Source organism: Bradyrhizobium sp. F1.13.3, assembly GCF_040548265.1.
In the GTDB taxonomy this organism is placed as follows: Bacteria; Pseudomonadota; Alphaproteobacteria; order Rhizobiales; family Xanthobacteraceae; genus Bradyrhizobium.
In genome coordinates, this window is the sequence record NZ_JBEPRI010000003.1 from 380,783 (window position 1) to 397,900 (window position 17,118).

Below are 17,118 nucleotides of genomic sequence, written 5' to 3' on the forward strand. Positions count from 1 at the left end.
GTCCCCATGCCGGGGATCTGGGAAACGAACATGAATTTCTCGCAACGCTCCCGCAGTCTCTTCAAGACGATTGCCGTCGTGCTGGCGCTTGCGCTGCCGACTGCGCTGGCGATCTCGTCCGCCGACGCGCGCGTCGGTGGCGGCATGTCGTCGGGTTCGCGCGGTTCGCGCACCTATTCGGCCCCGCCATCGACCACGACCGCGCCGGGCTCGACCTCGCAGTTCAATCGGACCTACACCCAGCCGGGCGCAGGCATGAATTCGGCTGCCGCCGCTCCCGCGCGCGGCGGTCTGTTCGGCCGGGCCGGCGGCTTCATGGGCGGCCTTGCGGCCGGCTTCCTCGGCGCCGGCCTGCTCGGCATGCTGTTTGGCGGTGGCCTGTTCGGCGGCCTCGGCGGCATGTCGTCGATCATCGGCCTGATCATCCAGATCGTGCTCGTGGTGCTCGTGGTTCGGCTGGCGATGTCCTGGTGGCAGCGCCGCCACACCCCGCAGGCGGCCTATGCCAACGCTGAAGCCGGTGCCGGTCCGGGACCGCAGGCGAACAACCGTAGTGGCCTTGGTGGCGGTCTTGGCGGCGGCTTCGGCTTCGGCGCCAACAACGCACCGCTCGAGATCAAGCCGGGCGACTATGAGGCGTTCGAGCGCCTGCTCGGCGACGTCCAGTCCGCCTGGTCCAACGAGGACGTGGCCAAGCTGCACACGCTAGCGACGCCGGAAATGGTCTCCTATTTCGAGCAGGACCTCGGCCAGAACCGCGCGCGGAACGTCGTCAACAAGGTCAGCGATGTGAAGCTGTTGCAGGGCGACCTCGCGGAATCCTGGCGCGAAGGCGAGACCGATTACGCGACCGTGGCGCTGCGCTTCGCGCTCACCGACAAGACGCTCGACCGCAATACCGGCGCAATTGTCGCCGGCAGCGAGCAGCCGGGCGAGGCCACCGAAGTCTGGACCTTTGCCCGACGTCCGGGCGGCGCCTGGGAACTGTCGGCGATCCAGCAGACCAACTGATCGCGCGTATAGCGACAAACGAGGGCGTCGTGCTTCGGCACGGCGCCCTTTTTGTTTGAGCGGCGCGTTTCCGGTCAGGCGGCCATTTGGGCGAAGCACTTAATTGCTTGTTGGCCGCGCAGAGCTGCCGCAATTTCGCGCCTGCCGGGTCGGATGAGGAGATATTCCGTGAGCCAGTGTGTCGCGCGCCTCAGGACAAACTACGAAGGCATTGCCAGGAGTTCGTCCCTGCTGCTGGAGGCGATCGGAACGGCGTATGACCGGATCGAGGCGGAGTGCGACCGCAATTGCTGGATCTATCTTCGCCCGCGGCAGGAGGCACTCGAAGAATGTCATAAGCTGGTGGCGCGCGCGCGGACGGGCGAAAATCTTCCGCTGCTCGGCATTCCATTTGGTGTGAAGGACAATATCGACGTCGCGGGAATGCCGACCACTGCCGCATGTCCGGCGTTCAGCTATACGCCCTGGCATTCCGCGCATAGCGTCGAACGCCTCATCGCGGCCGGCGCAATTTGCCTCGGAAAGACCAATCTCGATCAGTTCGCCACAGGCCTATCCGGCGTGCGGTCGCCCCATGGCCCCTGCGCGTCGGTTGCCGATGCGCGCTATGTTGCGGGCGGCTCCAGTTCCGGGTCCGCCGTCGCCGTGGCGGCCGGGCACGTCGCCTTTGCGCTCGGCACCGATACCGGCGGCTCGGGGCGCATACCTGCCGGGTTCAACAACATCGTCGGAATCAAGCCGACCGTTGGGCTGGTGTCATCACGTGGCCTGGTGCCGAACTGTCCGACGATCGATTGCGTTTCGGTATTCTGCAATACCGTCAGCGACGGCGAGGCAATCCTCGACATCATCGAAGGGTTTGATTTCGAAGATCCCTACAGTCGCCTGCCCAGAACCTTTTTCCCCGCCAACGGGGCGGCGGCATCATTCCGGTTCGGCCGCGTTGCGCCAGCGGATCTCGAATGCTTCGGCATGTCGGAATGCGGCGAACTTTACGAGAGCGCCTGCGAGCGTTTTTCTCATATCGGAGGAACGGCGATCGAGGTGGACTTCGCCCCATTCCGCCAGGCCGGGGAGTTGATGTTCAGCGGTCCCTGGGTCGCGGAGAGGCACTCTGCCATCGCTTCGCTCATCGACGTCGAATCCGGCTCCTTGCTTGATGTCACGAGGACCGTGCTGGACTCAGCCGCCGGCTATTCGGCGATCGACACGTTTGGTGCCATTCATCGGCTGCACCGGCTTCGCCGCGACGCCGAAGAAATCTTTGCCGGCATCGATGCCCTGGTGGTTCCGACTGCACCGCGGCCGTTCACACTGCAGGAGATGCATCGTGATCCGATCACCCTCAACAATCGTCTGGGCTACTACTCGTACTTTGCCAATCTACTCGATCTCTGCGGCGTCGCCGTTCCGAATGCGAAATTGTCAAACGGCATGCCCATGGGCGTGACCCTGCTGGCGCCGGCCTGGCACGATCGCGCGCTGATCGGACTGGCGCGGCGGTTCGAGGCCGGCGCAGACGGATCGGCGTTCGAATTGAAGTCTGGCGGCTAAAGGGCGGACATTATCCCATCGCCTGCCCGAGCGTAGAAACATCCAGGATCGAAATCACGGATCTTTCGTATCTGATCACGCCTTCGTCCTGGAGCCGCGCGAGTTGCACGGTCACCCACTGGCGGGTGGATCCGATGAGGTTGGCGAGATCCCCGTGGGTGAAGGGCATGCCGACGACGACCTCGTTGTCGCGCTTCACGCCGTAGACGTGCGACAGGAAGATCAGCAGGCTGTGCAGCCGCTCGGTCACCGAGCGCGTCCCCAGCATCTGGGCCATCGCCGAATAGCATCGCGCCTTGAATGCCAGGGCATCCAGCAAGGCGACGGCAATCGTCGGCGATTCCAGCGCAAGCCGCCGCAGCGCCGGTCCGGGCATGAAGGTCAACCGGCTGCGCTCGGCCGCAACCGATGTCCACATGTGCGGGCCCGTCCCGAATATGTCGGGCCCTCCGACGAAGTTGCCGGGAAACCAATAGGCGAGCGTGACTTCGCGCCCCGACGGTGCCGCATAGTAGCTGCGTATGCGGCCCTCGCTGATCAGGTAAATTCCGGCCTGCGCGTCGCCCTGAGACCAAACCAGTTGGCCGGCTTCCAGGATCTTTTCGCGTCCGATCGCACGCAACCGGTTGCAATCAGCCCGGTTGAGACCATCCAGCAAGCCGGGCAGCGGTCTGACGAGATCGTCCGACTCCGCGAGCATCACACCTGCCGCAATCGCGCTGTTCGCCCTGTGCATGGCCGGCTCCGCATGTGAGACCCGGCATCGACTATTCAAGAACCATGCCAGCCCGCTGCGGTCCGCCTCAGACCCGAGGGCTCCGGGTCATCAGTCGGCGTCCGACTGATTGAACGCCCGCAACCCTTCTGCGCGGATGACGTCGAGACAATCCTTCTTGAGCGAAAGATAAGCTGGCTCGACCATGACAGAACTCGACCGTGGGCGCGGCAGCTTGACCGCGACTTCGCGCAGGATGCGGCCGGGTCCCGCGCTCATGATGAGAACGCGGTCGGCCAGCACGATGGCTTCATCGATGTCATGCGTCACGAATACGATTGTCGCCTTGATCCGGTCGCGCAACGCCAGCAGATTGTCCTGCATCACCGCACGGGTCTGTGCGTCGAGCGCCCCGAAGGGCTCGTCCATCAGCAGCACACGGGGCTGATTGGCCAACGCTCGCGCGATCGCCACGCGCTGTTGCATGCCGCCGGACAGCGTGTTCGGATAAGCGTCGGCGAAACGCTTGAGGCCGACCATCGCGATCAAATCGTCGGCGATGGCATACGCTTCCGTCGTGGACTTCCCGAGCATCCTGGGACCGTGGGCGATGTTGCTGCGGACGGACTTCCAGGGGAAGAGATGCGGCTGCTGGAACACCATGCCGACATCGGGACGCGGACTGTAGACGGGCGCGCCCTCGACCAGGATCTCGCCTTCGAACGGCACTTCCAGCCCGGCGATCGTATTGAGCACCGTCGACTTGCCGCAGCCGGAGGGACCGGCGATGCAAACGAACTCGCCAGGTGCCACGTCAAACGAAACGCGATCGACCGCGATGATCTGCCCGCGCTTGGTGTCGAAAACGATGCTCAGGTTCGAGACTTGAATGGCCGGTTGTTTCCGCGCCGATTCGACGGAGGCAGGCGAACTTGCCAGCGCCAGGTTCATGCCCGATCGAGATCCCGACATCAGCGCCACCAGACGATACGTTCGGCAAGAGCCGCAAACAGCCGGTCGGCGATGAACGAAATCAACCCGAGCGCTGCGAGTCCGCCCATGACCTGGCCCGTTTGCAAATTCTGCTGCGCAATCTCGATCCTGTAGACAATGCCGGCGAAAGCGCCGGCCAGTTCAGCCGCGACAAGCGTGTAGAAGGAGATGCTGACGGCGGTGCGCAACCCGACCACAATGTAGGGAAGCGCGCCCAGCAGGACGATCTCCTGCAGCATCTGCCGTCGGGGCGTGCCGAGCATCAACGCCGCCCGAATCAGGCCACGGTCGACCTTCTGCACGCCGATGTGAGTCGAAAGCCATACCGTGAAGAATACGCCCCATACGACGAGGAACAATTTTCCCGCCTCCGACAGGCCGAACCAGAGAATGACGATCGGCACGAACGCAATCGGCGGAATAGGTCGCAAGATATGGAATAGCGGGGACAGCAAGCTCGAGATAAGGGGGAATTGACCGGTGAGGACACCGAGGAGGATGCCGAGCGCGCCACCTATGATGAATCCCGTGGTGACGCGAAAGAGGCTGGCCAACAGATCGCTAAAGAACTGTCCGCTTCGTATCCATTCAAGCACCGCCGCAGCAACCACCGTCGGCGGCGGAAACAGCACCATGTTGACGGTCCCGGAACGGGAGACCAGTTCCCAGAGCCCAATGAACAAGGGAAGCGAAAGCGCCCCGACCAGAATATTGAGACGGCGAAGCCGAACCGAATTCGGCCGCCGAGCGCGACCGCCAGTGCGGATGGCAATATCGCGTCCCGCTGAAGTGGCTTCCTGCATGGCCGCGCGGGTGGCTATTTCCATGACAGGGTGACGCGTGCGGGATCGACCTTTTTCAGTGGCTCGGTGACGACGACCTTGCTGAAGTCGGGCATCGCCGCTCCCGGAGGATGGTTGCCGCTCTCAAGGCGCCATGCGGAATGGGTCTTCAGAATCTCGATCAACCGGTCGTCGAGACGCACCCGGTAAACATAGTCGGCCCAGATGGGGGCGAGTTCGTCCCGCTTCATTCCAACCGCGTCCGCCACTGTCGTGATTGCTTCATCCGGCTGTGCCTTCATCCAGATCTCGGCATCGATCAGTGCGGCGATGAATTTCTCGACCAGCACTGGGTTGGCGTCCAGATAGGATTTCATGACGACGATATTGAACGTCTCGGAGTAGGTGCCCTTTGTATCTACCTCAGCGACGGCTTCGCCCAGGGCCTTCTTCGCGTTGGCCACGTGGGGCTCCCAGGTGTCGATCGCGTCGATGCTTCCGGCTGCAAGTGCCGGCAGCATCTCCTGCGGCCGCAGATTGACGAGGGTGACATCCTTGGGCGTCAATCCCGCCGACTTCAGCAAGGTCGCCGTGTAAACCTCGCTACCGGTGCCGGCAGTGAAGGCGATTCGCTTGCCGCGAAGATCTGCCCTGGTCTTGACGCCGGCCTTGGCCGCGACGAGCGTCTTGAGATCGGAATATTCCATCCCGGCGACGAAGGCGATGGGCTGGTTTGCCATCGTCGAAGCGGTGACCGGCGCCTCCGCCGTGGTCGCGATGTCAGCACCGCCCCCGATCACGGTGTCCAGGCACTGCTTGCCGGACGTGAAGTTCGAAACCGTGATGTCCAGTCCGTGCTTTTCGAAGATTCCCTTCGACTTGGCGACGATCGCAAGGCCGGAGATCGGTGCGAGATTTTGTGCCAGCCGGGCTTTGAGCAGTTCCGCGGCCAAGGCGCAGTTCGGACCGATGGCAAGACCGACGGCAAGGCAGCAAAGGGTGGCGTGGCCGGAAATTGTCGTGATTGGGCGGATTGTGGTCCGGTGCATGACGATCTCCCCTTGCGCCGCGCCCTGCGCAGCCCCGATGTGATCGCGGATACCGCCCTGAACGGTCCCGCCACAGTCCCCGCGTCCTCCCCTGGACCATCACTTGAGGATCGGCCCATTTTGGTATGCTCGCCCGGCACCATTGTCCCGGGAAGCAATTAATCGACATGGCAGTCGGGAAGCGGCCGGGAATCGTCGGCGATCCTGCTGACCAACTGATCGCAGACGGCATGAAAAACCAGGGCATCGTGCTTCTTGCATCGCGCCTTTTTCTTTTGGGCGTCTCGCATTGCGGCATCGGAATAAGCGGGCCTGCGTCGGGTTGAAATCTGGCGGCCAACGACAACACAAATGGAGGACAGGATGATCCGCATTGAGAGATCCGTGACGATTTCAGGCCTCGCGCTCGCTGCGGCCTTGCTTGCGGCGCCATCGGCGCAGGCGCAGTCGGGCGACATGACGTTCTTCGTGACTTCCAACGGCCCTGGCAAAGGCGCCGATCTCGGCGGCCTGGAGGGGGCCGATGCGCAGTGCCAGAAGCTGGCCCAGGCCGGCGGCGCCGACAGCAAGACCTGGCGCGCTTATCTTTCGACCCAGGCAACCGACGGCAAGCCGGCCGTCAACGCGCGCGACCGCATCGGCAAGGGACCGTGGCAGAACGCCAAGGGCGCTGTGATCGCCAAGGACGTTGCCGACCTGCACGGCGCGGCCAACAACCTCACCAAGCAGACCGCGCTCAGCGAGAAAGGCGAGGTCATCAACGGCCGCGGTGACACGCCGAACCGGCACGACATCCTCACGGGTTCGCAAGCCGACGGCAGCGCATTTCCCGCGGGTGATGACAAGACCTGCAAGAACTGGACGTCGAGCACGCAAGGCGCGGCGGTCGTCGGCCACGCCGACCGTCAAGGCCTGCGCGATGACGAGCCGTCGAAATCGTGGAACAGCTCGCATCCCTCGCGCGGTCCCGATGGCGGCTGCTCGCAGGCCGATCTGAAGAGCACCGGCGGCGACGGCCTGCTGTATTGCTTCGCGTCGAATTGAGACGCGGAACTCGCTCTGCCGCCATGGCGTTCGTGGTTGCGTGCTACACTCGCTGCAACGCAATCACGGACAGTTTCCATGAAATACGAGCTCTATTATTGGCCCGAGATCCAGGGCCGCGGTGAATATGTGCGGCTGGCGCTGGAGGAGGCGGGCGCGGCTTACGTCGACGTGGCGCGTGGCCCACGCGGCACAGCTGCGATGATGAAGATGATGGATGCGCACAAGGGCACGCCGCCCTTTGCGCCGCCGTTCCTCAAAGCCGGCAAGCTCGTCGTCGGCCAGACCGCGAACATCTTGCTCTATCTCGGCGGCCGCCACGCCCTCGCCCCGAAGTCGGAGGCCGGTCAACTCTGGGTACATCAGCTCCAGCTGACGATCACCGATTTCGTGGTCGAGATTCACGACACCCATCATCCGCTCGGACCCTCGCTCTACTATGAAGATCAGAAGCCGCCGGCGAAGAAGCGCACGGCCGACTTCTGGAGCGAGCGCGTGCCGAAATATCTCGGCTATTTCGAGCAGCTCCTTCAGGACAATGGCGGCCCCTATGTCACGGGCCGCAGGCTGACCTATGTCGATCTCTCGCTGTTCCAGATCGTCGCGGGGCTGCGCTATGCGTTTCCGAAGCGGATGAAGGCGTTCGAGACCGATATCCCGGGCCTCGTCGGCCTGCACGACCGCGTTGCCGCGCGGCCGAACATCAAGACTTATCTTGAAAGCGAGCGCCGCATTCCGTTCAACGAGCAGGGCATCTTCCGCCGCTACCGCGAGTTGGATGGCTAGCCGGTCCGAAGGGAAGTGCACAGCAGAGTGATGCGCGCGCTCACCAGACGCCAGGCAGCAGGCGATAGCGCACGCGCGTCACATAGTCGGCATAGCCCGGCAGGCCCTCGCGCAGCGTGCGCTCCTCGATGTGAATGCGGATCGCAAACAAGAGGAGGAACAGCGGCACCATTATAAGTCCCGACCATGAGCCCAGAAGCAGCGGCACGCCGGCGAAGAACAGGATCATTCCGCTGTACATGGGATGGCGCACATGGGCATAGGGCCCCGTCGAGATCACGCGCTGCGCGCGCTCGGCTTGCAGCTTCACCACGGGCGCCGCGAACGAGTTCTCGCGGAAGACCCAGAGGATGAACAGCGTCGAGAGCAGGAACAGGAAGAGGCCGAGCATCTGCAGCGCCATCGGCATATCGGAGGACAGCGTACGCCGGTCGAGCCCCATCGCCGCCAGCCAGACCAGCATCGCGACGACGAAGACGGTCATGAACATCTTGTCGGCGGCGGGCTGATCCTTTTGCAGGATCGGCCGCAGACGTTCGGCGAGCAGTGCGGGGTCGACCCGGTAAAGCCACCAGCCGCAGAGCGGGCCGAGTACGGCGGAGGTCGCGAGGAACACCCAGGCCGACGGCCAATGCAGGGTGCCGGCGGACGCGAACAGCAGCGCGCCCATGGCGGCGGTGGTGATCGTGCTCTGCAACAGCAGTCTTGCGATCATGCGCAGATCTCAGAGTAGCCGCGCACGATATTGGTCCCGCTATTCGGCAAAGATGCGGCCGGACACGCGAAAAGCCCGATCGACCGGATCGGGCATTTCATCTTCGACGCGGCGGATCAGGCGAGCTGATCGATCCGCGTACCCTGACCCGGCGGCAGCGGCGCAGGCGGCGGCGGCTTATAGGTCGGATCGTTGTCCTTGGTCTTGATCTGATCGTCCTGCTGCTTGGTCGTGTCGTAGCTCGGCACCACGATCGCGATCGGCGGCGGCGAAACGGTAGAAACGCTCATCCACAAATCCTCACATATGGAAACAATTGACCCTGCGCCGCGAGACGCGAAATTTCCTTCAAGCCAATCGTTAAAATGCGAGGGATCCGGTGCGGTGGAATGTGCTCTCGGACCTCTCCTCGTCATTGCGAGGAGCCCTTGCGACGAAGCAATCCAGTCTGTCACCGCAGAGACAGTCTGGATTGCTTCGCTACGCTCGCAATGACGGAATGTGTGGAAAGAGGGGCGCCCCGCCTATTCGTCCTTGCCGCGCGTGATCGCGATGGACGCATCCGTCTTGGTGCGGGTGCATTCCATGTTCAGACGCCGGTAACGCATGCTGATCTTGTCGCCGCGCAAGAGCCCCATCCGCTTCAGGCAGCGTGTCGCGCCCGTCGTTGTATCGTCCTTGGTCACGGTGAAGACGATCGCTGCCGTCGACCCCACCAGCGCCAGGAACTCCGGCTTGGGCTTGCGATCGCCCTTGGCATAGAGCTCGATCGAATATTTGTCGCCACGGCAAGCCACGGACAATTCCTTGGCCGCGGGGTGGGTGAGGTAGACGACATTCGCGGCGCGGAAATTCACCTTGAGGCGATCGACCTGGTTCGCCAGCTCCTTGGCGCTGTCGTCGCAGCGGTCCGCGCGGGCGGGCGAGGCGATGGTCACAAGGCCGGTGATGGCGGCGGCGACCAGGATCGCGCCGCGGACGTGCAAGTTCAATGTCATGATGAAGAGCCCCTTAGCGGGTGCATTCAACCGTCGTCCCGCGCGTAGCGCAAGGGGTGCACCCAGGGTCTTCACTGGCATCATGAGGGCCTCGTGTCCGCCGACAACCGCCGAAGATAGCTCGCCGTGTCGCCGAATCGGGATGCCCCGACCGCACCAGAGCGCCTTCCCTTTGCGGCAAAAAAGCTTAGAACGCTTCTATGAAAGGGGCCCATGCGAGGGCTCCAAAACCCCGAGATTCCAGCCCATGAACGCTCCCACCGCCTTCCCCGACCCCGCAAAGCCCGTTCCGCCCTACAAGCACACCCCGCTGTTTCCGCTGGGCAAGGACGAAACACCTTACAAAAAGATCACGGCCGAGGGCGTGCGGGTCGAGAAGGTCCTGGGGAAAGACATGTTGGTTGTGTCGCGGGAGGCGCTGCGGGCCCTGTCGGAAACGGCCTTTGGCGACATCAACCACTATTTGCGGCCGGGTCATCTGAAGCAGCTCCGCGCGATCCTGGAGGACGGCGAGGCCAGCCCGAACGACAAGTTCGTCGCGCTGGACTTCCTCAAGAACGCCAACATCGCCGCCGGGGGCGTGCTGCCGATGTGCCAGGACACCGGCACCGCCATCATCATGGGCAAGAAAGGCTGCAACGTCATCACCGACGGTGACGACGAGGCGGCGCTGTCGGAAGGCGCTCGCGATGCTTACCTGCGCCGCAATCTGCGCTACTCGCAGGTCGCGCCGCTGTCGATGTACGAGGAGAAGAACACCGCCAACAACATGCCGGCGCAGTGCGAGATCTATGCCGAAGGTGATGACGCCTACAAGTTCATGTTCATGGCCAAGGGCGGCGGCAGTGCCAACAAGAGTTTTCTGTTCCAGGCGACGCCTTCGGTGCTGACGAAGGACCGGCTGCTCGCCTTCCTCAAGGAGAAAGTGTTGACGCTGGGCACTGCAGCGTGCCCGCCTTATCACCTCGCGATCGTGATCGGTGGCACCTCGGCCGAGCTCTGCATGAAGACGGTGAAGCTCGCTTCGGCCCGCTATCTCGACGCGCTGCCGACCCACGGCTCGCCCGACGGCAACGCGTTCCGCGATCTCGAGATGGAGCAGGAAATCCTGAAGATGACGCAGTCGCTCGGTGTCGGCGCGCAGTTCGGCGGAAAATACTTCTGCCACGACGTCCGCGTGATCCGCATGCCGCGTCATGGCGCCTCGCTCCCGATCGGGCTTGGCGTGTCGTGCTCGGCCGATCGCCAAGTGCTCGGCAAGATCACCAAGGACGGCGTCTACCTGGAAGAGCTCGAGCACAACCCGGCGCAATATCTGCCTGAGGTCGAGCAGTCGCTGGGCGGCGAGGTCGTCAAGATCGACCTCAACCAGCCGATGAAGGATATCCTGGCGACGTTCTCGAAGTATCCGACCAAGACGCGGGTCTCGATGACCGGCACCATGATCGTCGCGCGTGATTCCGCGCATGCCAAGCTGCGCGAGCGGCTCGACAAGGGCGAGCCGCTGCCGGACTATTTCAAGAACCATCCCGTCTATTACGCGGGCCCCGCCAAGACGCCCGAGGGCTACGCCTCCGGTGCGTTCGGCCCCACCACCGCGGGCCGCATGGATTCCTTTGTCGATCAGTTCCAGGCCGCCGGCGGCTCGATGGTGATGGTCGCCAAGGGCAACCGCGCGCCGGCCGTGCGCGAGGCCTGCAAGAAATATGGCGGCTTCTATCTCGGCTCGATCGGCGGTGCCGCGGCGAATCTTGCCGAGCACTGCATCAAGAAGGTCGAGGTGCTCGAATATCCCGAGCTCGGCATGGAAGCGATCTGGCGCATCGAGGTCGTCGACTTCCCGGCGTTCATCATCATCGACGACAAGGGCAACGACTTCTTCAAGGAGTTGAATCTGGGCTGAGGCCGCGTTCCCCGGACGCTGCGCAGCATGAAATGGTGCGCTGCTGATCCGGGGTCCACGTGGCGGCATAGGTCCCGGCTCTGCGACGCACCGCTTCGCGCTGCATCGCGTCCGGGACACGAGACTTACTCGCTCAACTGCAATTCGTGACCTGGTTGGAGCACAGGCCGCGCCACCAGCCGCGGATGCCGTCCTCGCTCTCGACCAGGCCCCAGAGGCCGCTGCAAGCAAAGATGTGCTTCGGGCCGCCATCGGTGTCGATGGGGCCGCCGAGCTCGCGCTGGGCCGGCATCCATTTCGCATCGACGAAAGGCGCCTGGAATAGGCCGCCCATGCGTGTCGCGCCATTGGCGTAGGACGCGCCGACCTTGTTGGAGGCGACCCAGCCGCGTCCGGCATAGGGCTTTGGCGCGCTACGCGGATATTTCTTGTCGTCCTCGTAGTCCTTGCCCGGCGGCTTGGCGCCTTCGATCAGAAACCAGCCGTTCTTGAAGCCGATGATGCGGAATTCGGTGAGCCAGCCGCCATCGGGCGTGTTCTCGCTGCCGCCGAGCTTGAGCCGGTAGGGTGGTGGAAGCGTGCCGAGCACACGCGCCTTGACCGATGGTTCGGCACGCACGTTGAGGCCATTGGGATCCTTGTCCACGGACCAGGCGCCGAGATCGCAGGGCTCGGTGCCGTCGGGGAGCGTTGACCGCTTGGCGACGAGTTCGGCGCGCAGCTTTGCGAACTCAGTGTCGTCGTTGTCAGGATCCGGCCCATTACGCGGCTTCAATTCGACCGAAACTGCGCGTGTCGCATCCGGCGTCAGCGCGACCACGAGAGCCTGGCGCGCAGCGAACACGCTTGCAGGTGACTTGGGATCGTTCGACGAGGTCGGATAAACGGCGAGGTAGCCCGTCGACCCTTCGGTTCGATAGGCCGTGCCGGCGACATAGCCTGCCGGTATCATGGCGAGCGCGCTCGCCCGCCACGGCGGTTCGGCATCGTCCGCGCGCGCCGCTTGTGTCGCGACACACAGGATCGTCGCCGCGATGAGACGGAGCGCTCGCATCGGTGCGGCGCGGGCTTACGCGCGCGTGCCGGTGAACGGGAAGCTGCCCATCGGGCCGATGCCCATCTCCCCGCTCATGCTGTCGCCGGAAACGGTTCCGATGAACTCGAGCGTCAACGGCATCGGATTGGTGATCGAGACCTTCCAGTTGACGGCATCGCCGCTGACGGTGCCGTCGAAAATCTCCGCGGTATTGCCTTCCGCACCCTGCGTACCCGTAAGCGTGCCGCCCGCGGCAGTCAGGCTCAGCGTCGCCTTGCGCTCGCCCATGGGCGTCGTCATGGTCAGAGTCCAGTTGCCGTCCACGGCCATTCGCGTCTCCCATATCCCGGCGGACCGCGACGATCCGCGGACCAGTCCCGGCCGAGCGTATAGCGCAACTCGCAGCAGCTGCCTAACGCTCCGTTGGAGGCATTTAGGCGCGGGCGGCGGCGCGCCGTCGGCTGGTGACGATGAGGCGGAGCACGACATATTGCACGGCGAAGGCGAGGATCTTGCCGCCGCCCGCGACCACCGTGAGATAGAACGCCCACAGCTTCAGATCGCCTGTGGAGGCGACGGCGATCATGCCGGCGCCGATCACGAACATCAGTGCCGCCCAGGCATAGCCCGCTGCCGTCACGTATTCCGGAACGGTCTCGACGACGATCGGCGGCATGTAGCGCAGCATCCAGCCGCGCTTGAGCATGATGGCGCCGATCGCGAAATGCGCGATCGAGGGCTTTGCGAGCATGAAGCGGGCATCGTTGGTGAGCAGCGTGACCGTGCCGAGCACGACGACGAGTGCGACGCTCGCATAGGTCATGTAATTCAGCTGCTGCCCCTTGACGCGCGCGTAGATCACCTGCGCGATCGCTCCGGCAATCGCCACCGACGTTGCCAGGACGACGTTGTCGGTAACGAGGTAGATGACCAGGAAGACGATGGCGGAGAAGAGGTCGGAGGCGAGGCGGGCGAATACGTCCTTCATCGTCGATCCTGTTCAGCGGGAGTTGGGCATTGCGCTGGCCGGCGCACCGTACTTGATCTGCCGATATTCGGGATACCATTTTGTGAAGTAGATCGCGCTGTTGCGGGCGGCGAAGGCGACCGCAAGGCTCGACCAGAGCGGCAGGCCGGGGACGTAGAGCAGCACGAGATTGGCGGCCGCCATCAGCAGCGCAGCCACAGTCCATGCGCCGGTGATGACGTAATTGGCATAGAGAAAGCCGGGCATTGCCGCGGTCTCGGCCGGCACGGATTCGAGTGCGTATTGCAGCGTGAAAGGGCGGCGGACCAGCATCGAGCCGAGCGAGATGACGAAGATGCCGATGTCGATCGACAGCTTGACACCGAGCGTCCCGAGCGCGGGGTTGAACAGCGCGAGGTGGAGGCCGATTGCGGCGAATAGCAGCGCCGAGCCCACGGCCAGGATCTTCACCGAGCGGCCGCGCACGACATCGATCGCGACGGTCGCGAGACAGATCGCCGACGCCGCGAACACGCTGATCGTGGCCGATGTCATCAGCATCAGGAAGGTGAAGGCGCCGTAGGGCGCGAGGATCAGGAAAATCGCCATGGTCCGCCTCGGTCAGGCCTTATCTTTACGATGTAAAGATCAATAAGTCAGGAGCAAGGCGGGGTCAAGCAAAATCTTTACAGTGTCAAAATGACGTAGGCGACTTCCAAAAATTCAGTGACTGCAACGGCTTGGGCGGCCATCTCGTCGATGAATCCGGCCCAGGGCAGGTGCGAGAGGGCAGGTAACGCGTAGGCGGCCGAGAGGACGAAGGCGAGCAGGATGCCGCCGTTGAAGATGGTTTGGCCGCTCCGCCGCGGCCGGATCATCTGAAGTGTGAGCGCGGCGCAGATCAGGACGAGGACGACGAGATAGTCCGCGATGAGCGAAGACATATGCATGAGAGACCTTTTGATGACATCCTCGATGACGAGGAACAGCTACTGCGCGTCGACCCAATTGCCGTGAAAGCCGTCGGGCACCCGATGGCCGAGCTGCACCAGCGCGACGGGGCCGGCCTCGACATCTCCAGCGTTGAACACGGCGAGGTCGCTGCGGTTCTCCCGCGCGCGCCAGACCACCGCCAGCAGCCAGCCATCGCCTTCCGCCGCATCCTTCGACCGCTTGACGAACACGGGCTCGGAGATGGTGTCGCCGGCCGGCAGCAGATAATGGCCGAGGCGCTTGCCATTGCCGTCGACATGGACGACGCCGGATAGCGCACCGAACATCGGCAGCTTCGGATTGGCGCAGGCGTACCAGCCGTGACGGTTCATCAAGCCGGCGCGGCGGTCGTCGATGCGCGGGAATTCGCCGGTGAGATCGTCGAGATAGGTCTGTTGGAAGCGGTCGGTGTCGCCTGAGAGATCAAACGTCCAGCGGCAATGGCGGGCGCGCGACTTCTCCGGATCGGTCGGCCGGCCGTCGGGATGCGTAAATAATGGTGCTTCCTCGAACTGCATGACGTCGGCGATGATGCGGTTGCCGTCCTCCCACGCATTCATGACGTGGAAGACGTAACAGGCTTCAGCGCGAAACCAGACGATGTCCTTCGCCGTGCCGTTGCGTTTCATCACGCCGACATAGGCGCCCTTGTCCGGCTCCCAGGCATAGGGCGGCCGCCCGCTCATCGCGCGCTCCATGCTGCCGGTGATGGGCAGGATCGGAAACAGCACATGGTTCTCGGTGACGATGAAGTCGTGCACCATGCTGGCATAGGGCGCCTCGAAACGTTCGAAGCGTGTCGCCTTGCCGGACGCGTCGATCGAGCCGTAGGAGAGGGCGGGCGTTAGCGGTCCCGCGGCATTGTAGCCGAAGAACACCAGCTCGCCCGTCACGGGATCGATCTTGGGATGCGCGGTAAAACTGCCGGCGACGCGGCTCTGATAATTGTGATAGCCGCGCGTTGCGAGCGTGCCCGGCTCGATCTCGGTCGGCAGATGGGCTTCTTCCAGCGCCAGCAGCTTGCCGGCATGGAAGATGATGTTGGTATTCGCGACGCCGCTGTCGGTGAGGTCTTGCGGCGCATCCGGCAGCTTGCGGCCAAAGCCGCCGAACAGCGCGCGGCCGGCATCGTGCTCGGCCAGCCATTTCGGCGTGCGGATCCAGCGGTTGCGATAGCTGGCCCGGCCGTTCTCGAGCTGAAAGGCGTGCAGCATGCCGTCGCCGACGAACCAGTGCGCGCCAGGCGAGTCGAACTGCGGGTTGGGACCATTGCGATACAGCGTGCCGTTCAGCTCGCGTGGCAATTCACCGATGATTTTCAGGAAGGGCGCGTCGGCCTCGAATGGAATCGGACCGAGGTTATGGCGGCGTTCGGCAACGGCGTCCTGCTGCACAGCGTATCCCTCTTTATCTTTACATCGTAAAGATCCAATTAGCCGTACGAGGGGCGCTGGTCAAGTGAAATCTTTACACTGTCAATATTGCGTCCTATAGCTGCCCCATGGGCAAAAGCGAAATCAGGACAGCAACCGCGCGCGGTGCGCGCACCCCAAAGAAGGCGAGCGCGCCGGCGCGTCCCGTGCCACGGCCGGCGCGCGTCAAGGCCGAGGCGCCCTATCATCACGGCGCGCTGCGCGAGGCGCTGCTTCAGGCCGCCGAACGGGTGCTGGAGCGTGACGGGCTCGCCGGCCTGACATTGCGCGCGGTGGCGCGCGAGGCAGGCGTCTCACATGCCGCGCCCACCCATCATTTCGGCGACCTCACCGGGCTTCTCAGTGAGCTCGCGGCGGTCGGCTTCCGCCAGTTCAATGCGGCGATGGCGTCGTCCTCCAACGCCGCCACCACCCCGCTCGAGCACGCGCTGGCGCGGCCGAAAGCCTATGTTGCCTATGCCCAGGCTCATCCCGGCATGTACGGCATCATGTTCCGCACCGAGCGGCTCGACTATTCCAGACCGTCGCTGCACGAGGCCGCCGAGGCGTCCTTTGCCGGGCTCGCCAATGCCGTCGGCATGATGCGGCAGGAGCAGATCAGCGGGGACGCGCTGACGCTCAGTCAGGGCGCTGCGATCGCGCGCGCCTGGTCGATGGTGCACGGTTTTACCATGCTGCTGCTTGATGGGCGGCTGGAGGATATTCTGGGGCGCCTGCCCGAGGGCACGACGCCCGAACGCCTGCTCGAGGCGATGCTGATGTCGCCGGTGACCGGGAAGCCGCCGGGTCCTTGATTCAGTCGGGCTCAACGCAACCCCAGCCATGATGCGGCGTTGACGCCGCATGGCAAGAGCACCCCGCGCCCCCTGGAAACGTCAAAATCCGCGCAAGCGCGCCGGCAGGGCGTCCAAGCATCTCACGCCCGCGCAGAAATCGGCGGCCAAGGCGCGTGCCCGCCGCGCCGGGCGCCGCTATCCCAACCTCGTGGACAACATGCGCATGGCAGCGAAGAAAACGTCCAAGGCCAAAGCTTCAAAGAAAGAATCCGCGAAGAAGTCGCCCAAGCGCAAGGTTACAAAGAAGGTCGCAACGAAGAAGGCTGCAAAGACGTCGCGCTAACACCGCACCAAGACGGAAGC

General features: G+C 63.8%; 21 protein-coding genes. 7 read left to right on the forward strand and 14 right to left on the reverse strand.

Annotated elements, in window-relative coordinates:
* The first annotated feature begins 6 nt into the window (after nucleotides 1–6).
* Both ABIB66_RS11400 and atzF read left to right on the forward strand, forming a co-directional pair.
* Entirely contained in the window at nucleotides 7–1,011 is a 1,005-nt protein-coding gene (locus ABIB66_RS11400; protein WP_354208444.1) for a Tim44 domain-containing protein, read from the forward strand.
* A 51-nt stretch (nucleotides 1,012–1,062) separates the two neighbouring features.
* Complete coding sequence (atzF, locus tag ABIB66_RS11405) at nucleotides 1,063–2,565, forward strand: allophanate hydrolase (protein ID WP_354208445.1); 1,503 nt, start codon at nucleotides 1,063–1,065, stop codon at nucleotides 2,563–2,565.
* 10 nt (nucleotides 2,566–2,575) lie between these two features.
* Here the strand turns inward: atzF and ABIB66_RS11410 are convergent, their stop codons facing one another.
* The 5 genes from ABIB66_RS11410 to ABIB66_RS11430 form a co-directional block, all read right to left on the reverse strand.
* Complete coding sequence (locus ABIB66_RS11410; protein ID WP_354254852.1) at nucleotides 2,576–3,301, reverse strand: Crp/Fnr family transcriptional regulator; 726 nt, start codon at nucleotides 3,299–3,301, stop codon at nucleotides 2,576–2,578.
* A gap of 90 nt (nucleotides 3,302–3,391) precedes the next feature.
* On the reverse strand, nucleotides 3,392–4,231 hold the full coding sequence (locus ABIB66_RS11415) for an ABC transporter ATP-binding protein (protein WP_354059617.1): 840 nt from the start codon (nucleotides 4,229–4,231) through the stop codon (nucleotides 3,392–3,394).
* A 20-nt stretch (nucleotides 4,232–4,251) separates the two neighbouring features.
* Complete coding sequence (locus ABIB66_RS11420) at nucleotides 4,252–5,100, reverse strand: ABC transporter permease (RefSeq protein ID WP_275170019.1); 849 nt, start codon at nucleotides 5,098–5,100, stop codon at nucleotides 4,252–4,254.
* Nucleotides 5,091–6,104 carry an NrtA/SsuA/CpmA family ABC transporter substrate-binding protein gene (locus ABIB66_RS11425; RefSeq protein WP_354254853.1) on the reverse strand — a complete coding sequence of 338 codons (1,014 nt, stop codon included), beginning with the start codon at nucleotides 6,102–6,104 and terminating at the stop codon, nucleotides 5,091–5,093. Before ABIB66_RS11425 ends, ABIB66_RS11420 begins: the two co-directional genes overlap by 10 nt.
* Before the next feature lie 158 nt (nucleotides 6,105–6,262).
* On the reverse strand, nucleotides 6,263–6,478 hold the full coding sequence (locus ABIB66_RS11430) for a hypothetical protein (RefSeq protein ID WP_354208448.1): 216 nt from the start codon (nucleotides 6,476–6,478) through the stop codon (nucleotides 6,263–6,265).
* Between ABIB66_RS11430 and ABIB66_RS11435 the strand changes: the two genes are divergently transcribed.
* Together ABIB66_RS11435 and ABIB66_RS11440 are read left to right on the forward strand one after the other, a co-directional pair.
* Entirely contained in the window at nucleotides 6,468–7,148 is a 681-nt protein-coding gene (locus ABIB66_RS11435; protein WP_354208449.1) for a lectin, read from the forward strand. The two genes, ABIB66_RS11430 and ABIB66_RS11435, sit on opposite strands and share 11 nt — an antisense overlap.
* A 78-nt stretch (nucleotides 7,149–7,226) precedes the next feature.
* A complete protein-coding gene (locus ABIB66_RS11440) occupies nucleotides 7,227–7,934 on the forward strand; it encodes a glutathione S-transferase (protein ID WP_354208450.1) in 708 nt (235 codons plus the stop codon).
* Between the two features lie 40 nt (nucleotides 7,935–7,974).
* On the opposite strand, the gene ABIB66_RS11445 is transcribed toward ABIB66_RS11440, so the two are convergent.
* The 3 genes from ABIB66_RS11445 to ABIB66_RS11455 form a co-directional block, all read right to left on the reverse strand.
* Nucleotides 7,975–8,649, reverse strand: coding sequence for a methyltransferase family protein (locus ABIB66_RS11445; RefSeq protein WP_354208451.1), 675 nt, complete (start codon nucleotides 8,647–8,649; stop codon nucleotides 7,975–7,977).
* A gap of 116 nt (nucleotides 8,650–8,765) precedes the next feature.
* Nucleotides 8,766–8,939, reverse strand: a complete 174-nt coding sequence (locus tag ABIB66_RS11450; protein WP_007612258.1) for a hypothetical protein — start codon at nucleotides 8,937–8,939, stop codon at nucleotides 8,766–8,768.
* A 234-nt stretch (nucleotides 8,940–9,173) separates the two neighbouring features.
* Nucleotides 9,174–9,647, reverse strand: coding sequence for a hypothetical protein (locus tag ABIB66_RS11455; protein ID WP_354208452.1), 474 nt, complete (start codon nucleotides 9,645–9,647; stop codon nucleotides 9,174–9,176).
* Nucleotides 9,648–9,894: 247 nt separating this feature from the next.
* On the opposite strand from ABIB66_RS11455, the gene ABIB66_RS11460 reads away from it, so the two are divergent.
* Entirely contained in the window at nucleotides 9,895–11,550 is a 1,656-nt protein-coding gene (locus ABIB66_RS11460) for a fumarate hydratase (protein ID WP_354208453.1), read from the forward strand.
* 133 nt (nucleotides 11,551–11,683) lie between these two features.
* Here ABIB66_RS11460 and ABIB66_RS11465 read toward each other — a convergent pair whose 3' ends face one another.
* The 6 genes from ABIB66_RS11465 to ABIB66_RS11490 all read right to left on the reverse strand — a co-directional run bounded on the left by ABIB66_RS11465 (nucleotide 11,684) and on the right by ABIB66_RS11490 (nucleotide 15,940).
* Nucleotides 11,684–12,604 (reverse strand): SH3 domain-containing protein, encoded by a 921-nt coding sequence (locus tag ABIB66_RS11465; protein ID WP_354208454.1) that lies wholly within the window; start codon nucleotides 12,602–12,604, stop codon nucleotides 11,684–11,686.
* Between the two features lie 15 nt (nucleotides 12,605–12,619).
* Nucleotides 12,620–12,916, reverse strand: coding sequence for a hypothetical protein (locus ABIB66_RS11470; RefSeq protein WP_247497827.1), 297 nt, complete (start codon nucleotides 12,914–12,916; stop codon nucleotides 12,620–12,622).
* A 103-nt stretch (nucleotides 12,917–13,019) separates the two neighbouring features.
* On the reverse strand, nucleotides 13,020–13,574 hold the full coding sequence (locus ABIB66_RS11475; RefSeq protein WP_354208455.1) for an inner membrane-spanning protein YciB: 555 nt from the start codon (nucleotides 13,572–13,574) through the stop codon (nucleotides 13,020–13,022).
* A 12-nt stretch (nucleotides 13,575–13,586) separates the two neighbouring features.
* Complete coding sequence (locus tag ABIB66_RS11480; protein WP_354208456.1) at nucleotides 13,587–14,162, reverse strand: hypothetical protein; 576 nt, start codon at nucleotides 14,160–14,162, stop codon at nucleotides 13,587–13,589.
* A 77-nt stretch (nucleotides 14,163–14,239) separates the two neighbouring features.
* A complete protein-coding gene (locus ABIB66_RS11485; RefSeq protein ID WP_354254854.1) occupies nucleotides 14,240–14,503 on the reverse strand; it encodes a hypothetical protein in 264 nt (87 codons plus the stop codon).
* Nucleotides 14,504–14,542: 39 nt separating this feature from the next.
* Nucleotides 14,543–15,940: a carotenoid oxygenase family protein gene (locus tag ABIB66_RS11490; protein ID WP_354208458.1), complete on the reverse strand. Its 1,398-nt coding sequence runs from the start codon at nucleotides 15,938–15,940 to the stop codon at nucleotides 14,543–14,545.
* 107 nt (nucleotides 15,941–16,047) lie between these two features.
* Between ABIB66_RS11490 and ABIB66_RS11495 the strand changes: the two genes are divergently transcribed.
* On the forward strand, nucleotides 16,048–16,773 hold the full coding sequence (locus ABIB66_RS11495; RefSeq protein ID WP_354208459.1) for a TetR/AcrR family transcriptional regulator: 726 nt from the start codon (nucleotides 16,048–16,050) through the stop codon (nucleotides 16,771–16,773).
* Between the two features lie 49 nt (nucleotides 16,774–16,822).
* On the forward strand, nucleotides 16,823–17,098 hold the full coding sequence (locus tag ABIB66_RS11500; protein ID WP_354208460.1) for a hypothetical protein: 276 nt from the start codon (nucleotides 16,823–16,825) through the stop codon (nucleotides 17,096–17,098).
* Nucleotides 17,099–17,118: the final 20 nt, after the last annotated feature.

Bases quoted from the DNA above. Each gene is read 5' to 3' on its own strand.
- ABIB66_RS11400 (WP_354208444.1), top strand. From the start codon at position 7: ATGCCGGGGATCTGGGAAACGAACATGAATTTCTCGCAACGCTCCCGC.
- ABIB66_RS11410 (WP_354254852.1), bottom strand. From the start codon at position 3,301: ATGCACAGGGCGAACAGCGCGATTGCGGCAGGTGTGATGCTCGCGGAG.
- ABIB66_RS11415 (WP_354059617.1), bottom strand. From the start codon at position 4,231: ATGAACCTGGCGCTGGCAAGTTCGCCTGCCTCCGTCGAATCGGCGCGG.
- ABIB66_RS11420 (WP_275170019.1), bottom strand. From the start codon at position 5,100: ATGGAAATAGCCACCCGCGCGGCCATGCAGGAAGCCACTTCAGCGGGA.
- ABIB66_RS11425 (WP_354254853.1), bottom strand. From the start codon at position 6,104: ATGCACCGGACCACAATCCGCCCAATCACGACAATTTCCGGCCACGCC.
- ABIB66_RS11435 (WP_354208449.1), top strand. From the start codon at position 6,468: ATGATCCGCATTGAGAGATCCGTGACGATTTCAGGCCTCGCGCTCGCT.
- ABIB66_RS11430 (WP_354208448.1), bottom strand. From the start codon at position 6,478: ATGCGGATCATCCTGTCCTCCATTTGTGTTGTCGTTGGCCGCCAGATT.
- ABIB66_RS11440 (WP_354208450.1), top strand. From the start codon at position 7,227: ATGAAATACGAGCTCTATTATTGGCCCGAGATCCAGGGCCGCGGTGAA.
- ABIB66_RS11445 (WP_354208451.1), bottom strand. From the start codon at position 8,649: ATGATCGCAAGACTGCTGTTGCAGAGCACGATCACCACCGCCGCCATG.
- ABIB66_RS11450 (WP_007612258.1), bottom strand. From the start codon at position 8,939: ATGAGCGTTTCTACCGTTTCGCCGCCGCCGATCGCGATCGTGGTGCCG.
- ABIB66_RS11455 (WP_354208452.1), bottom strand. From the start codon at position 9,647: ATGACATTGAACTTGCACGTCCGCGGCGCGATCCTGGTCGCCGCCGCC.
- ABIB66_RS11460 (WP_354208453.1), top strand. From the start codon at position 9,895: ATGAACGCTCCCACCGCCTTCCCCGACCCCGCAAAGCCCGTTCCGCCC.
- ABIB66_RS11465 (WP_354208454.1), bottom strand. From the start codon at position 12,604: ATGCGAGCGCTCCGTCTCATCGCGGCGACGATCCTGTGTGTCGCGACA.
- ABIB66_RS11470 (WP_247497827.1), bottom strand. From the start codon at position 12,916: ATGGCCGTGGACGGCAACTGGACTCTGACCATGACGACGCCCATGGGC.
- ABIB66_RS11475 (WP_354208455.1), bottom strand. From the start codon at position 13,574: ATGAAGGACGTATTCGCCCGCCTCGCCTCCGACCTCTTCTCCGCCATC.
- ABIB66_RS11480 (WP_354208456.1), bottom strand. From the start codon at position 14,162: ATGGCGATTTTCCTGATCCTCGCGCCCTACGGCGCCTTCACCTTCCTG.
- ABIB66_RS11485 (WP_354254854.1), bottom strand. From the start codon at position 14,503: ATGCATATGTCTTCGCTCATCGCGGACTATCTCGTCGTCCTCGTCCTG.
- ABIB66_RS11495 (WP_354208459.1), top strand. From the start codon at position 16,048: ATGGGCAAAAGCGAAATCAGGACAGCAACCGCGCGCGGTGCGCGCACC.
- ABIB66_RS11500 (WP_354208460.1), top strand. From the start codon at position 16,823: ATGGCAAGAGCACCCCGCGCCCCCTGGAAACGTCAAAATCCGCGCAAG.